Here is a 14,461-nt window from a genome sequence, read left to right as displayed (position 1 = left end):
GCTGCGTCAGCCTTTTGGCGCCACTGGAAAGGTAAAATTTCTCTATGATTAACGATCGTCAGCCCCGGGATATACCGCAGGTTCTGCTATCGGTGCTGTTTTTGTCCCTGATTATTGTTTCCTGCCTGTGGGTCGTACAGCCCTTTATTCTGTCATTTGCCTGGGCAGGCACCGTGGTCATTGCCACCTGGCCGGTACTTCTCCGCCTGCAGCGGCTGCTGTTTGGCAAACGCGCCCTCGCGGTGCTGGTCATGACCGTGCTGTTATTCCTGCTGTTCGTTATCCCGATCGCGCTGCTGGTCAACAGCCTGGTCGATAACAGCGCGCCGCTGATTAAAATGTTTACCACCGGTAGCGTGAGCCTGCCGGATTTTGCCTGGCTGAACAGCATCCCGCTGATTGGCGGCAAACTCTACTCCGCATGGCATGGCCTGCTGGATATGGGGGGCGCGGCGATCATGGCCAAAATTCGGCCCTATATCGGCACCACCACCACCTGGTTTGTGGGACAGGCGGCGCACATTGGCAAACTGCTGGTCTACTGCGGGCTGATGCTGCTGTTCAGCGCCCTGCTCTACTGGCAGGGTGAAAAGGTGGCCTATGGCTTCCGCTATTTCGCCACCCGCCTGGCGGCCAAGCGCGGTGACGCCGCGGTACTGCTGGCAGGACAGGCCATTCGCGCCGTGGCGCTGGGGGTGGTGGTTACCGCGCTGACTCAGGCGGTACTGGGCGGCATCGGCCTGGCGGTCACCGGCGTGCCTTACGCCGCGCTGCTGACGGTGGTAATGATCTTCACCTGCCTCGTTCAACTGGGGCCGTTGATTGTGCTCATCCCGTCCATTATCTGGCTGTACTACAGCGGCGATACCACCTGGGGTACCGTGCTGCTGGTGTGGAGCTGCGTGGTGGGGACCATGGATAACGTTATTCGTCCGATGCTTATTCGCATGGGTGCCGACCTGCCGATGATCCTGATCCTCTCCGGCGTTATCGGCGGCCTGATTGCCTTTGGCATGATTGGCCTGTTTATCGGCCCGGTCCTGCTCGCCGTGTCATGGCGACTGTACGACGCCTGGGTGCACGAAGTTCCGCCGCCGCCGAAAGACCCCGATCGGGTGCTGGCCGAGCTCACCGAGCTTAATGCCGGCAATATCAAAAGCGACAAGTAAGCACTGACAGCGCATATCAAGGCGGGGAAACCCGCCTTAAACATAAATAAATCTTATACATTCATACCTGCCTGACGCCCTCACCGTACCTTTCGCTACATATCCCACGCATATTCTTCACTTCAATTTAACTATTGAGAGGAATCCGATCGACGCAAAAAGTCCCCGTGTCTACTATATGAGCACGGTTATAAATCAACATCTTGATTTATAAGCATGGAAATCCCCTGAGTGAAACAACGAATTGCTGTGTGTAGTCTTTGCCCATCTCCCACGATGGGCATTTTTTTGCCTGAAATCCTAACGGTGACACCGCGATAGAGCGCCTCCTGATGGACGCTTTTCTTACTCATAGAGCCATACACCAGCCCTGGCAGATTCAATGATCATTTCTACGGTAAGTGGTTTAAGCTTTCTTTCAGGAGGCTTACCCTTCCACCAGGGACGTTCAGGCTCGAAGTAATGATATAAATTGAAGCCATCATACCTGATATTGTATCGGGTAAATAAATCCATGAGCATTTCTTCTAGTTCTTCATCGACGAAATTGAAATACTCTTGAAACGTCCAGTTTTTCTGTACAGGCTGTTTTCTTTCACTGTACTTATCGGTGAGGTATTGAAGTATCTCTCTTTCATCAACCATCAGAAATATGCCCATCCTATACGATCTGCAGCCCTTGCAATCATGTTATATTTGTTTCTTGTATCTTTAGCAACGTGCATCATAATGACTACAGCCTGTGCATATCCAAGATACGGAACAGCACGCCCGACAACTGTACCCATTTTAGTTGTATATCTTGTACTTCCAAAACCAACGGATGTTGCTACGCGAATATTTTCAGGAAAACGTCTGTCCTTAAATATCCGGCGCGCCATTTTTGATGCAATGCTGGTCCGAGACGTTGATTTACCCAATCCTTTAGGTTTAGGTAAAATAGGCTGCCCGGATAAAATCATAGCAGCCGTTTCTATTGCAATACCGGTACGACTGGCAAAAATCTCCAGAAAAATAAGCCAAAACAGCTCTTCCCGCGCAACATTAGCGTGGCCGTGATAGAAGTAGGTGCCGTTAAGCTCTTCAGTCGTGTCCATGCAGCCCTCCGTTACGCCGTCTGACGCTGGTTCCACGCATCAGTATGCATAATATTGCCATCGCAGTGTTTCCACGTAATTTTCTCGTAGCGAAGCTCCAGGGTTTCCATATGATTCTCATTCGGGTTGTCTGGTGAAGCCATAGAGGGAGAAATAGAGACGATCCGTACCTCCTCAAGAAATATGTTAAAATACTCAACTTCCTGACCAGCATCATTAATTTTGTACCATTTAATCTCTGCTGAAGTCAGATTTTGCCCCGTACTTACCGCTTTATAAAGATATGGGCTGGAATAATCGAACTCTTTCACTAACAGCATCGGTGAATGCATTCGTGTACCTGTTACTTTCCCTGTCGCATTATCAGTAGGAATCATTAAGTTGTGATGAAACCCCTTAATCTCAATGCTGGACTCTCGATTAAGAACATCGACGCCCCCTTTAATAAGCGCGCCGCCATCATCTTTCAGCCACAAATAAGCAGGAATTGCCATGATTTTTAGCCCTCTCCTAAGTTGAGAACATAATAAATCACAGAAGTGAAGGTAACTTCAAGGATTAGATATTATAGAAAAATAAAAATATACATACCGATGAATTAAAGCCGCATCCATCATAATCTTGATGAATAAAGTTGCGGCATAATTTACTTTCTTAATCATTTTACCTGTATCTACGAAGGCGCAGTTATTTAGTCTGATTATCACTTGTTTCCTTCGCCACAGTTGAACAGCTTATGGCCGTCATCTCCTTCTGTACGTCCCGATACGCTATGTTTCCTTTTTCATCGCTGTAAAGCTTTCAGCCTTGATATAGCTGTCTGGCAGGAAGGGCACAGGCGCACCAGGAAAACGAACTGTTCTTTCCGCTCTATATGCCTGACCGCAAAATACCTGACCAGGAGGCTATTAAAATAAAAAACCCCGCCATTAGCGGCGGGGTTTGCATGGGCAAAGGTGCGTTATTTGTTGAGCTCAGCCAGACCAAGCCAGGTTTGCACCACGGTGTCCGGGTTCAGGGACAGACTGTCAATCCCCTCTTCCATCAGCCAGGCAGCAAAGTCCTCATGGTCGGACGGGCCCTGTCCGCAAATACCGACATATTTACCCTGCTTCTTCGCCGCGCGAATCGCCATCGACAGCAGCGCTTTCACCGCGTCGTTACGTTCGTCAAACAGCTCAGAAACAACGCCAGAGTCGCGATCCAGGCCCAGCGCCAGCTGCGTCATATCGTTCGAGCCGATAGAGAAGCCGTCAAAGTACTCAAGGAACTGTTCCGCCAGCAGGGCATTGGATGGAATTTCACACATCATGATGATTTTGAGGCCATTCTCGCCGCGCTTCAGGCCCTGACGCTCCAGCTCTTCCACTACCGCTTTCGCCTGGGCGACGGTACGGACGAACGGCACCATGATCTCGACGTTGCTCAGCCCCATGTCGTTACGCACGCGCTTAACCGCATCGCACTCCAGCGCAAAACAGTCGCGGAAGCTGTCGGAAACGTAGCGGCCGGCGCCGCGGAAGCCGAGCATTGGGTTCTCTTCTTCCGGCTCATAGCGCTCGCCGCCCACCAGGTTGGCGTATTCGTTAGATTTGAAGTCGGACAGGCGCACGATAACGCGTTTCGGATAGAATGCCGCACCCAGGGTGGCGATCCCTTCCGTCAGGCGACCGACGTAGAACTCTCTCGGTGAATCGTAGCCTTTCATCAGCTCGCGGATTTCGTTCTGCAGGCCAGGCTCCTGGTCATCGAACTCCAGCAGCGCGCGCGGGTGAACGCCAATCATCCGGTTGATGATGAACTCCAGGCGCGCCAGACCTACGCCTTCGTTTGGCAGGCAGGCGAAGTCAAACGCCCGGTCCGGGTTACCGACGTTCATCATGATTTTCAGCGGCAGGTCGGGCATTTCGCCCACGCTGGAGCTCTTGATGCTGAAGTCCAGCAGCTCAGCATAGACGTAGCCGGTATCGCCTTCCGCACAGGAAACGGTCACGTTCTGGTTTTCCTGGATGCGATCGGTGGCGTCGCCGCAGCCCACCACTGCCGGGATCCCCAGCTCACGGGCGATAATCGCCGCGTGGCAGGTACGCCCGCCGCGGTTGGTCACGATGGCCGCCGCTTTCTTCATGATCGGTTCCCAGTCCGGGTCGGTCATGTCGGTAACCAGGACGTCGCCCGGCTCGATGCGGTTCATCTCGCTGATATCATGGATAACCTTCACCGGGCCCGCGCCAATGCGGTGACCGATGGCACGCCCTTCGGCGACAATCTGCCCCTGGGCATGCAGCGTATAGCGCTCCATGACCTGGCCGCGCGAGCGCACGGTTTCCGGACGGGCCTGGACGATAAACAGCTCGCCGGTATGGCCATCTTTCGCCCACTCGATATCCATCGGACGCCCGTAGTGCTTCTCGATCTGCACCGCCTGCTTCGCCAGCTCCTGCACTTCCTCGTCGGTCAACGAGAAAATATCGCGCTGCGCCTGCGGCACATCCTCGATACGCACCTGCTTGCCATGCTCCTGGGTCGGCGCATAAATCATGCGGATTTTTTTCGATCCCATGGTTCTGCGCACGATAGCAGGACGGCCAGCTTCCAGCGTTGGCTTATGGACGTAGAACTCATCCGGGTTGACCGCGCCCTGCACCACCATTTCCCCCAGGCCCCAGGCAGAGGTGATAAACACCACCTGGTCGAAACCGGATTCGGTATCGATGGAGAACATGACGCCGGACGAGGCGAGGTCGGAGCGGACCATGCGCTGCACCCCGGCGGATAGCGCCACGCCGCGGTGATCGTAACCCTGATGCACGCGATAGGAGATCGCACGATCGTTAAACAGCGAAGCAAACACGTGCTTCACTGCGACGAGCACGGCATCGAAGCCCTGCACGTTCAGGAATGTCTCTTGCTGCCCGGCGAAGGAGGCATCGGGCATATCCTCGGCCGTGGCGGAGGAGCGCACGGCAAAAGAGGCCTCAGCGTTGTCGGCGGACAGCTGCTTATAGGCATCGCGAATCGCGTCTTCCAGTTCGCTCTGGAACGGGGTATCGATGATCCACTGACGGATCTGTCCCCCCGCTTTCGCTAATGCGGAAACGTCGTCAATGTCGGTTTTATCCAGCAGTTCATAAATGCGCTGGTTTACGCCGCTTTGGTCCAGGAACTGATTGAAGGCATCAGCGGTGGTGGCAAATCCGTTCGGTACGCTAACACCCATACCGGACAGATTAGTGATCATTTCACCAAGGGAGGCATTTTTGCCCCCAACTCTGTCTACATCATTCATGCCGAGTTGGTTATACCAAAGCACCAGCGGTGACGAGCCATTGTTGGACATCGAGACAATCCTTTTGTGATTTAATACCAGTGATAAAAAACTCACGATCAACTACGGGATTTATCCTGACATATTTACGCGGCTGAAAAAAACGGTGAATCGTTCAAGCAAATTATTTTTTCTTTTTTAGGACAGTTCACCTGATATAGCTAACTCAATGATTCTTCTTAAATCTGCTGCAATAAGAGACAAAAAATAACCAGCAGGCAAAAATGAACCCACCTTTTCATTAAAAATAAAAATAGCGTTTCATTTTTAAAGTGAGACAAAACATAAACGGATATGCTTAAATTTAATAACTGCTTTCAGGTAATTAAACTCATTATACCGGATGGTCAAAATGGAAAGTGCTGTAGATCGCCACGTATTTTATATTTCCGACGGGACAGCCATTACCGCCGAGGTGCTGGGGCACGCGGTGATGTCGCAGTTTCCGGTCGCTATCAGCAGCGTTACCCTGCCGTTCGTGGAGAACATCAGCCGGGCGCGGGCGGTGAAGGAGCAAATCGACGCGATCTATCAGCAAAGCGGTATCCGTCCGCTGGTTTTTTACTCCATTGTGATCCCGGAAATTCGCGACATTATCGTGCAAAGTGAAGGATTCTGTCAGGATATCGTGCAGGCGCTGGTGGCGCCGCTGCAGCAGGAGCTGCGCCTCGACCCCACGCCGATCGCTCATCGTACCCACGGCCTGACGCCGGGTAACCTGAACAAGTACGATGCGCGTATTGCCGCCATTGACTACACCCTCGCCCACGACGATGGCATCTCGCTGCGCAATCTCGATCAGGCGCAGGTGATCCTGCTGGGGGTCTCACGCTGCGGCAAAACGCCGACCAGCTTGTATCTGGCCATGCAGTACGGTATCCGCGCCGCCAACTATCCGTTTATCGCCGACGATATGGATAATTTAATCCTGCCCGCCTCGCTCAAACCTCTCCAGCACAAACTGTTCGGTCTGACCATTAATCCGGAGCGCCTGGCGGCGATCCGCGAAGAGCGTCGGGAAAACAGCCGCTATGCTTCGATGCGCCAGTGTCGAATGGAGGTCACCGAGGTGGAGGCCCTGTATCGCAAAAATAAAATTCCCTGCCTGAATAGTACCAACTATTCGGTAGAGGAAATCGCGACGAAAATCATGGACATCATGGGGCTGAATCGAAGAATGTACTAACACACTAGTACATTATTGAAAATTTGTTTATGCTATCACCCGTGGCCTATACAGGATCATCCCCCGCTCTTGCAATAAGCGGGGATTGGTTTATCGTGATGCGCATCACTTCCCGGCAGTTTCGTCGCGGAAGAAACAGATTTTTGAGACCCCAATGAATAAAACAGACGAACTGCGTACCGCGCGCATTGAAAGCCTGGTAACGCCTGCGGAGCTGGCCCAGCGGCATCCCGTATCTGCCGATGTCGCGGCACACGTCTCCGCTTCCCGCCGCCGAATTGAAAAGATCCTTAACGGGGAAGATCGCCGCCTGCTGGTGGTTATTGGCCCATGTTCCATTCACGATACCGAGGCCGCGCTGGAGTATGCGCAGCGCCTGCAGGCGATGCGCGAGCGCTACCAGCCGCAGCTGGAAATCGTGATGCGCACCTATTTTGAAAAACCGCGCACCGTTGTCGGCTGGAAGGGTTTGATCTCCGACCCTGACCTGAACGGCAGCTATCGGGTCAATCACGGTATCGAAGTAGCGCGTCGCCTGCTGCTGCAGATCAACGAGCTGGGCGTGCCGACCGCCACCGAATTCCTCGATATGGTGACCGGACAGTTTATTGCCGATCTAATCAGCTGGGGCGCCATCGGCGCGCGCACTACCGAGAGCCAAATCCACCGTGAAATGGCCTCCGCGCTCTCCTGCCCGGTCGGATTCAAAAACGGCACCGATGGCAACACGCGCATCGCCGTTGATGCGATTCGCGCATCCCGCGCCAGCCATATGTTCCTCTCTCCGGACAAGCAGGGTCAGATGACCATCTATCAGACCAGCGGCAACCCTTACGGGCATATCATTATGCGCGGCGGCAAACGGCCAAATTATCATGCGGCGGATATTAGCGCCGCCTGCGATGCGCTGCGCGAGTTTGATCTGCCGGAGCAGCTGGTGGTGGACTTCAGCCACGGCAACTGCCAGAAACAGCATCGTCGCCAGCTGGAAGTGTGCGAGAACGTGTGTCAGCAGATCCGCGACGGATCGACGGCCATCGCCGGCATCATGGCGGAAAGCTTCATCAAGGAAGGGACGCAGAAAGTGGTCGCCGGGCAGCCGCTGACCTGGGGTCAGTCGATTACCGACCCGTGCCTGAGCTGGGAAGACAGCGAGCGCCTGCTGGCTGAACTGGCTGCGGCAACCGCCACTCGCCTGTAGGCTTACTCTCCCACCGCGATGGCGGTGGGACTCCCCCCACGTGCCGGAATATCCCCACCGCTAACCTGCCAAATATAGTACTTTGATAAAAAACGCTTGCCGTGAAAATTAACATTACTGATAATGATTATCATTGTTACTTTTATTTTTATTTTTGGTGCTATGACGCGAATGGATAACACTGCCACAGCTGAAAAAACAAAAGACAATGCCCCTTACCCTGTCGCCACGGATCGCAAAATTTGCAGCCGGGCGCTGCTAGGTCCCGAAGGTCGGGTAGTTATCGAGCATGATGGCCAGCGCTATCTGCTGCGTCAAACCCATGCCGGCAAGCTGATCCTGACAAAATAGCCCTCCCCGCCGCCTGGCACGAGGAGAGCACGGCCCCCGATTGCACTGGCCTATCAGCTGGAGCAGCTGACTTCCAGCCCTTTCCCCCAGTCCGGCGGGCGGCTGACGTAATCATCTTCCCGGTCGGTAAACGGCTGAGCCAGCGCCTCGTGCAGCCGCTCCAGTTCGCCAATATTCCCCTGCTCCGCCTGCTCAATGGCCCGCTGCGCCAGCAAGTTACGCAGTACCAGCGCCGGGTTGACGGAACGCATGCGCTGCTGGCGCCGCGCATCATCAATCTGCTCATCACGCAGCCGCGCACGGTAGCCGTCGAACCAGCTATCAAAAGCGGCGCGATCGATAAACTCATCGCGCAGCGGCGAGGCGGCGCTGAGCTGCTCGCTGGCGCTCAGCATCCTGAAGGTGCGGGTGTAATCGCTGCCTTCACGTATCATCAGCGCAAACAGGCCGTCCAGCAGATCGTTATCGCCCTGCTGCGGGGTGAACAGGCCAAGCTTGTCGCGCATGCGGCGGCCGTAGGCGCTCAGCAGCGCGTGCTGGTAGCCATCCAGGGCCGCGTTTAGCGCATCGGCGCTGATGAACGGCGACAGTGACTGCGCCAGACGCTGCAGATTCCACAGCCCTACCGCCGGCTGATTCTCAAAGCTATAGCGCCCCTGGTAATCCGAATGGTTGCAGATGAAATCAGGCTTGAAGTCATCAAGGAACCCGTACGGGCCGTAGTCCATCGTCAGGCCGAGAATAGACATGTTATCGGTATTCATTACCCCATGCGCAAAGCCTACCGTTTGCCAGCTGGCGATAAGCGTCGCCGTTCTGGTGACAACGTCACGGAACCACAGGATGTACTTATCCGCCTCTCCGTCGAGTTCGGGCCAGTGATGACGAATCACGTAGTCGGCCAGCTGCTGCACCTTTTCCGCCTCCCGGCGATAGTAGAAGTGCTCGAAGTGGCCAAAGCGCACGTGGCTCTCAGCGATGCGCATCAGCATCGCTCCCTGCTCGACGGTTTCACGATACACCGGCGTATCGCTAGTCACGATCGACAGCGCGCGGGTGGTAGGAATGCCCAGAGCGTGCATCGCTTCCGATGCCAGGCCTTCGCGGATCGTCGAGCGCAGCACCGCGCGCCCGTCGCCCATTCGCGAGTAGGGCGTGAGTCCGGCGCCCTTCAGGTGCCAGTCCATCCGCCGGCCATCGGGCAGCTGCTGCTCGCCCAGCAGGATCCCGCGGCCGTCGCCCAGCTGTCCGGCCCAGGAGCCGAACTGATGGCCGCTATAGACCTGCGCCAGCGGCGACATGCCGGGTAGCAGCGTTTCGCCGCCCCAAACGCCGGCGCCCGTTGACGGCTGAAATAGCGCCTCAGGCACGCCCAACGTTTTCGCCAGCGGCGCGTTGTGCCAGATCGGCCGCGCGTTGCTCAGCGGCGTCGGGGTCAGGGCGGTGTAGAAATCTGGCAGTTCATCACGCCAGTGGGTTGTAAAAGACAGGGTCATGGGTTCCTCCGGTCTTCAGTGTAGTGCCTTCAACAAAGTATTAACACGGGCGAATGGCAGGGTTATCAAGATAAAAGTGAGGAAGCCGGAGGTCTCGCGTTTGCACCTGTGTTTGTTAACTAAGAGACCCGGAGGTTACTGCCCTCACCCGTCCGTCTCTTCGCAACACTGAACGTTTAGTGATAGAAAATCGTGCAGCGGGGCCCTGACCCCCGCTGAAATCGGCGAACCGAAGGCCGGAAGACAAGGGCTGGCCGCCAGGGATGGAGGCAAGAGGCGAATCGAGACAGGAGCGAGCCCCGGAACGGGCGAGCAGGTCGAGTTGAGCCGACCGCAGGCTGCAGGCCGGGAGGTGAGCGCAGTGCGCAGCACCGATTTCCGTGCGGGACCGCGGGGATTGTTAAGGGGAAGACGGTTATCTTCCCCTTAACCCGGTCACCTGGCGTCGAGGCCGCATGTTCTGCCAGGCGTCCGGTGAACGGAACCTCCTCTCAGCTGACCTGGGGGATCGCTCCGCAGCGGTCTCCATTCCCCGCTCGCTGGCCACGGTCTCCTTACATCTAAGCCGCATGTTCTGCCAGGCGTCCGGTGAACGGAACACCTCACAGCCGACCGACGTGAACCCGGCAAACCGCGCGTGACGCTATATTCTGCGCGCCTGCCAGAATTTTTTATTCCAGTACACGTTATTCAGCGACGAGCGCGTAACGCCGTTGCTGGTCGAAGCATGGATGAACTGGTTATCGGTATCGTAGATCCCTACGTGTAAACCGCTCTCGCCGGAGCCGGTCTTGAAGAACACCAGATCCCCGGGCAGCAGTTCGCTTTTATCAATGCGGGTGCCGATCTCTGCCTGCTCGCGGGTTTCACGCGGCAGCTGCATGGAAAACTTATCGCGGAAGGTTCTCACCACAAAGCCGGAACAGTCCACCCCGCGCGGCGTCATCCCACCGTAGCGATACGGCGCCCCCCGCCAGTTCCGCAGCTGATCGTTAAGATTAGCGATGACGGTAATAGAATCCGCAAGCCGGGGATTGGGCGGCGGCGCCCGGTGGCTGCTGCAGCCTGCCAGAAATAGTGCCGTCAAAAGAATGAACCACAAACGCATCTCAGACGATTCCTCTGTTCCTTATCTTATTGTCAGGATAATTTAGCTGGTTTATCAATGAACTGGCAAGCTTGCTTCGCGCTACTGTGACGCGATGAGCATAAAATGACCGCCAAACGCCACCCGCTGGAAAGAAATCGCATAGGCGGCGGTTAAATTCTCTTCGGTCAATACCTCTGAGGTATAACCACAGGCTATCTTTTTTCCCCGGCAGATAAGCCACGCCCGCTGCGCATGCCGTAGCGTGTGGTTGAGATCGTGACTGCTCATGACCACCGCGATCCCCGCCGCGCACAGTTCGCTGAGAACGCCGTCGAGCGCCGCCTGCTGCGCCACGTCGAGGCTGTTCATCGGCTCATCGAGCAGCAGCAGCTGTCCCGCGGGGTTGGCCAGCGGGTCGATTTGCAGAATGACCGCCGCCAGCCGCACGCGCTGCCACTCGCCGCCCGAAATCTGATTGACCTGGCGCCCAAGCTTATCGCTCAGCCCCAGCCTCTCGGCTACCGCGCCGAGCAGATCGCTCCGCGCGTTATTTTGCAGATGCAGCGACAGGTAGTGCCAGACCGGCATCGCGAAGGGCGGCGCCTGATGCTGGTTGAGGTAAGCGCGATGTCGCGCCAGCTCGGAGGCCGGCCACATCTTTAGCGGCCGTTCGTTGAAAATGATGCGCCCGGGCCCCGTCGTCAGGCCGGCCATGCGCATGAGCAGCGTGCTCTTCCCGGCCCCGTTTGGCCCGACGATATGGATCATTTCTCCCGGTCGAACCTCGGCGCTAAACGCTGCCAGCCGCCCCGGCTCTTCTACGTCCTGTAGCTGCATCAAAAACGACATTATTTCGCTAAAGCTCCTTTAATCGCCGCCAGCAGCAGCGGATCGTTCGGCGCCATATCGGGCGAGAAGCGTTGGATAGTCTGGCCATCGGCGCTCAGCAGGAACTTTTCGAAATTCCATAAAATATCGCCATCGTTCTGCGGCGCGCGGCCTTTGCTTGCCATTCGCTCGTAAAAGCCGCTGCCTTCCGGCGCTACGGCCTGCGGGGCGGCCTCAACCAGTTTCTGGTAGAGCGGATGACGATGTTCGCCGTTAACGTCAACTTTACTGAACAGCGGGAAGGTCACGCCATAGGTGGTGCTACAGAAGGTTTTGATCTCCTCCTCGCTGCCCGGCTCCTGTCCAAGGAACTGGTTACAGGGGAAACCCAGCACCGTGAAGCCATCGTTCTCAAGCTCCTGCTGCAGCGCTTCCAGCTGTTCATACTGCGGCGTCAGGCCGCATTTTGAGGCCACGTTAACGATTAATAGCGCTTTGCCCGCATAGGCGTTAAGCGTCGTTTTCTCGCCATCGATCGTGGTAACTTCGGTATCAAGAATAGTGTGTTGCATAGCCTTCCCTCTGTGAATAAAAGCGATTTCTGGTTCAGGTGATCCCTATCTACTGTAGCGGATTGAGGCGCGGTCATTGTACTTTGAATCGTCTGACCGGCATACCGTACCGTGCTCATACGGCAACATGAATTCCTCTCAATAGGGACGTCGCGCAATTCAGTGTACAGTGTTAAATGGATGTAATAGCATTTCGTTAATGATTAATTTAAGAGAGTTTTATAGATGAAGAAGCTGTTGAGTTCGGTACTGATTGCCTCATCGGTGGTGCTGTTATCGGCCTGCTCCCCTGACGATAATAATAAGGTCAAGGTGGCGATCAATACCGGTCCGGATGAGGCTATCTGGAAAGTCGTTGAGCAGGTGGCCAAGGACAAATATAACCTCGACGTCGAGGTGATTTCCTTTAATGATTACGTCCTGCCTAACGAAGCGTTAAATAATAAAGACGTCGACGCTAACGCCTTCCAGACGCTGCCCTACCTCGAAGCGCAGTCGAAAGAGCGCGGCTACAAATTCGCCGTCGTCGGCAAAACCTTTGTTTTCCCTATCGCCGCCTACTCTCGCAAGATAAAAAATATCGACGAGCTGCCGGATGGTGCGACGGTGTCTATTTCCAACGAGACCACGACGCTGGGGCGCAGCCTGCTGCTGCTGCAGGCGCAGGGCCTGATCAAGCTGAAAGATGGCGTCGGCTATCTGCCAACGGCGCTGGACATTATCGACAATCCTAAGCATTTGAAAATTGTCGAAGTGGACAGCCCGCAGCTGCCGCGTACCCTGGACGATCCTGACGTTAGCCTGTCGATTATTAACACCAACTTCTCGGCGCAGGTTGGCCTGTCCGCCGCGCGGGATGGTCTGTTTATGGAAGGCCAGGACTCGCCGTACGTGAACGCTATCGTGTCTCGCGAAGATAATAAAGACAGCAAAAAAGTTCAGGAGCTGAAAGAGGCGTTCCAGACTAAAGAGGTCGCTGACAAAGCGCTGGAAGTTTATAAAGGTGATGCTATCAAGGGGTGGTAATAGCACTTAATCTGCGCATCGGCAGGCGATAGACGCCCTGCCGATGCGCCTGGATTCGGTGCTTATTGCGCGTGCACGGACTTCAGCAACAGCCAGATAAACACTGGCGCGCCCAGCGTCGCGGTCACCACGCCGATCGGTAGCTCCGCTGCCGACAGCGCCAGGCGGGCGACGATATCGGCGCCTAACAGCGCACTGGCCCCGGCAAGCATGCAGGCCGGCAGCAGAACGCGATGATCGCTTAAGCCGCATAGCCGCAGGATATGCGGGATCACCAGCCCAATAAAACCGATGGCTCCGGCCAGCGCCACGCTCACCCCCACCAGCCAACCGGTGGCGACTACCAGCAGCTTACGCCACAGCCACAGCGGTAAGCCCAGCTGGCGAGCCGATACCTCTCCCAAAGCCAGCATATTCAGCGGCTGCGACTGTAGCCCCACCCAGGCCAGCACCGGCAGAAGCGCCAGCATCAGCCACAGCTGCTGCCAGTCTACGCCGCCAAAGCCGCCCATCATCCAGTACATCAGCTGACGTAAATCGAACGAGGTGGAGAAATAGACGGCCCAGGTCATCAGCGCGCTGCAGATAATGCCCAGTGCTACGCCTGCCAGCAGCAGACGGCTGGTTGACAGATGCCGACGGGCAAAGCGCAGCAGTATAAAGGTGATAACCAGCGCGCCGGCAATGGCGCACAGCCCCAGCACCCAACCAGGAAGGAATCCTTTACCCAGCAGCACGGCGGCGATGAGCCCGACCCCCGCGCCGTTAGAGACCCCCAGCAGCCCCGGCTCCGCCAGCGGGTTTTCGAACAACGCCTGCATGATCGCCCCGGAGAGCGCTAAAGCGGCGCCCACCAGCAGCACCGCCAGGGTGCGCGGCAGGCGAATTTGCCAGATGAAGAGCTGCCCCCTGGCGCTGAACCACTCCTGCGGCGGGATCCAGAGATCGCCCGCGCAGAGGCTGGCGGCCATCATCGCCAGCAGCAGCAGCAGTAAAGCAACGAGCCAGCGCCGGCTGCGGCGCTGTTGAATTTGAGCAAAGGTCTGCATAAATACCGGGATGCAAGAAAGAGATGTATTTGATTTTACGGTGGGTATTGCGGGGAGAAAAGCAAAAC

Annotated in this window: 14 protein-coding genes and 1 other RNA gene; 6 read left to right on the top strand and 9 right to left on the bottom strand. The window is 55.9% G+C overall.

Going from position 1 to position 14,461, the window contains the following annotated elements; genetic code table 11:
- The first annotated feature begins 44 nt into the window (after window positions 1–44).
- The gene (gene ydiK / locus M2416_RS07425) at window positions 45–1,169 is read left to right on the top strand and encodes an AI-2E family transporter YdiK (protein WP_076947632.1); all 1,125 of its coding nucleotides are present in this window, start codon (window positions 45–47) and stop codon (window positions 1,167–1,169) included.
- Between the two features lie 184 nt (window positions 1,170–1,353).
- Window positions 1,354–1,461: antisense sRNA RprA (gene rprA, locus M2416_RS07420), an RNA gene on the top strand.
- Between the two features lie 53 nt (window positions 1,462–1,514).
- On the opposite strand, the gene M2416_RS07415 is transcribed toward rprA, so the two are convergent.
- From M2416_RS07415 to ppsA, 4 genes are all read right to left on the bottom strand, one after another.
- Entirely contained in the window at window positions 1,515–1,814 is a 300-nt protein-coding gene (locus M2416_RS07415) for a DUF1493 family protein (protein ID WP_254846117.1), read from the bottom strand.
- The gene (locus M2416_RS07410) at window positions 1,814–2,266 is read right to left on the bottom strand and encodes an STM2901 family protein (protein ID WP_123551553.1); all 453 of its coding nucleotides are present in this window, start codon (window positions 2,264–2,266) and stop codon (window positions 1,814–1,816) included. The genes M2416_RS07415 and M2416_RS07410 overlap by 1 nt, the downstream gene beginning before the upstream one ends.
- 11 nt (window positions 2,267–2,277) lie before the next feature.
- Window positions 2,278–2,760 (bottom strand): Hcp family type VI secretion system effector, encoded by a 483-nt coding sequence (locus M2416_RS07405; RefSeq protein ID WP_259222989.1) that lies wholly within the window; start codon window positions 2,758–2,760, stop codon window positions 2,278–2,280.
- A 467-nt stretch (window positions 2,761–3,227) separates the two neighbouring features.
- On the bottom strand, window positions 3,228–5,606 hold the full coding sequence (gene ppsA / locus M2416_RS07400) for a phosphoenolpyruvate synthase (protein WP_076947636.1): 2,379 nt from the start codon (window positions 5,604–5,606) through the stop codon (window positions 3,228–3,230).
- A gap of 340 nt (window positions 5,607–5,946) precedes the next feature.
- Here ppsA and ppsR point away from each other — a divergent pair, with 340 nt between their 5' ends.
- The 3 genes from ppsR to hemP all read left to right on the top strand — a co-directional run bounded on the left by ppsR (window position 5,947) and on the right by hemP (window position 8,332).
- Complete coding sequence (gene ppsR / locus M2416_RS07395; protein ID WP_041147670.1) at window positions 5,947–6,780, top strand: posphoenolpyruvate synthetase regulatory kinase/phosphorylase PpsR; 834 nt, start codon at window positions 5,947–5,949, stop codon at window positions 6,778–6,780.
- A gap of 154 nt (window positions 6,781–6,934) precedes the next feature.
- Window positions 6,935–7,981 (top strand): 3-deoxy-7-phosphoheptulonate synthase AroH, encoded by a 1,047-nt coding sequence (gene aroH, locus M2416_RS07390; protein WP_259222986.1) that lies wholly within the window; start codon window positions 6,935–6,937, stop codon window positions 7,979–7,981.
- 171 nt (window positions 7,982–8,152) lie between these two features.
- Window positions 8,153–8,332: a hemin uptake protein HemP gene (gene hemP / locus M2416_RS07385; protein ID WP_175636995.1), complete on the top strand. Its 180-nt coding sequence runs from the start codon at window positions 8,153–8,155 to the stop codon at window positions 8,330–8,332.
- A gap of 53 nt (window positions 8,333–8,385) precedes the next feature.
- Here the strand turns inward: hemP and selO are convergent, their stop codons facing one another.
- From selO to M2416_RS07365, 4 genes are all read right to left on the bottom strand, one after another.
- The gene (selO, locus tag M2416_RS07380; RefSeq protein WP_259222984.1) at window positions 8,386–9,828 is read right to left on the bottom strand and encodes a protein adenylyltransferase SelO; all 1,443 of its coding nucleotides are present in this window, start codon (window positions 9,826–9,828) and stop codon (window positions 8,386–8,388) included.
- A 643-nt stretch (window positions 9,829–10,471) separates the two neighbouring features.
- Entirely contained in the window at window positions 10,472–10,936 is a 465-nt protein-coding gene (locus M2416_RS07375; protein WP_041146044.1) for an NlpC/P60 family protein, read from the bottom strand.
- Window positions 10,937–11,017: 81 nt separating this feature from the next.
- On the bottom strand, window positions 11,018–11,767 hold the full coding sequence (gene btuD, locus M2416_RS07370) for a vitamin B12 ABC transporter ATP-binding protein BtuD (protein WP_076947641.1): 750 nt from the start codon (window positions 11,765–11,767) through the stop codon (window positions 11,018–11,020).
- A complete protein-coding gene (locus M2416_RS07365; protein WP_045858875.1) occupies window positions 11,767–12,318 on the bottom strand; it encodes a glutathione peroxidase in 552 nt (183 codons plus the stop codon). The genes btuD and M2416_RS07365 overlap by 1 nt, the downstream gene beginning before the upstream one ends.
- A gap of 225 nt (window positions 12,319–12,543) precedes the next feature.
- On the opposite strand from M2416_RS07365, the gene M2416_RS07360 reads away from it, so the two are divergent.
- Window positions 12,544–13,344, top strand: a complete 801-nt coding sequence (locus M2416_RS07360; RefSeq protein WP_259222980.1) for a MetQ/NlpA family ABC transporter substrate-binding protein — start codon at window positions 12,544–12,546, stop codon at window positions 13,342–13,344.
- Window positions 13,345–13,406: 62 nt separating this feature from the next.
- Here M2416_RS07360 and btuC read toward each other — a convergent pair whose 3' ends face one another.
- On the bottom strand, window positions 13,407–14,393 hold the full coding sequence (gene btuC, locus M2416_RS07355) for a vitamin B12 ABC transporter permease BtuC (protein WP_041146048.1): 987 nt from the start codon (window positions 14,391–14,393) through the stop codon (window positions 13,407–13,409).
- Window positions 14,394–14,461 lie beyond the last annotated feature (68 nt).

The organism is Klebsiella sp. BIGb0132, assembly GCF_024810075.1.
GTDB classification, from domain to species: domain Bacteria; phylum Pseudomonadota; class Gammaproteobacteria; order Enterobacterales; family Enterobacteriaceae; genus Klebsiella; species Klebsiella terrigena.
Note: the sequence above shows the minus strand (reverse complement) of the source record. Positions and strands in the feature narration are given on the sequence as shown.

Excerpts from the sequence above, each read along its gene's own strand:
- ydiK (WP_076947632.1), top strand. The coding sequence starts at position 45 with ATGATTAACGATCGTCAGCCCCGGGATATACCGCAGGTTCTGCTATCG.
- M2416_RS07415 (WP_254846117.1), bottom strand. The coding sequence starts at position 1,814 with ATGGTTGATGAAAGAGAGATACTTCAATACCTCACCGATAAGTACAGT.
- M2416_RS07410 (WP_123551553.1), bottom strand. The coding sequence starts at position 2,266 with ATGGACACGACTGAAGAGCTTAACGGCACCTACTTCTATCACGGCCAC.
- M2416_RS07405 (WP_259222989.1), bottom strand. The coding sequence starts at position 2,760 with ATGGCAATTCCTGCTTATTTGTGGCTGAAAGATGATGGCGGCGCGCTT.
- ppsA (WP_076947636.1), bottom strand. The coding sequence starts at position 5,606 with ATGTCCAACAATGGCTCGTCACCGCTGGTGCTTTGGTATAACCAACTC.
- ppsR (WP_041147670.1), top strand. The coding sequence starts at position 5,947 with ATGGAAAGTGCTGTAGATCGCCACGTATTTTATATTTCCGACGGGACA.
- aroH (WP_259222986.1), top strand. The coding sequence starts at position 6,935 with ATGAATAAAACAGACGAACTGCGTACCGCGCGCATTGAAAGCCTGGTA.
- hemP (WP_175636995.1), top strand. The coding sequence starts at position 8,153 with ATGGATAACACTGCCACAGCTGAAAAAACAAAAGACAATGCCCCTTAC.
- selO (WP_259222984.1), bottom strand. The coding sequence starts at position 9,828 with ATGACCCTGTCTTTTACAACCCACTGGCGTGATGAACTGCCAGATTTC.
- M2416_RS07375 (WP_041146044.1), bottom strand. The coding sequence starts at position 10,936 with ATGCGTTTGTGGTTCATTCTTTTGACGGCACTATTTCTGGCAGGCTGC.
- btuD (WP_076947641.1), bottom strand. The coding sequence starts at position 11,767 with ATGTCGTTTTTGATGCAGCTACAGGACGTAGAAGAGCCGGGGCGGCTG.
- M2416_RS07365 (WP_045858875.1), bottom strand. The coding sequence starts at position 12,318 with ATGCAACACACTATTCTTGATACCGAAGTTACCACGATCGATGGCGAG.
- M2416_RS07360 (WP_259222980.1), top strand. The coding sequence starts at position 12,544 with ATGAAGAAGCTGTTGAGTTCGGTACTGATTGCCTCATCGGTGGTGCTG.
- btuC (WP_041146048.1), bottom strand. The coding sequence starts at position 14,393 with ATGCAGACCTTTGCTCAAATTCAACAGCGCCGCAGCCGGCGCTGGCTC.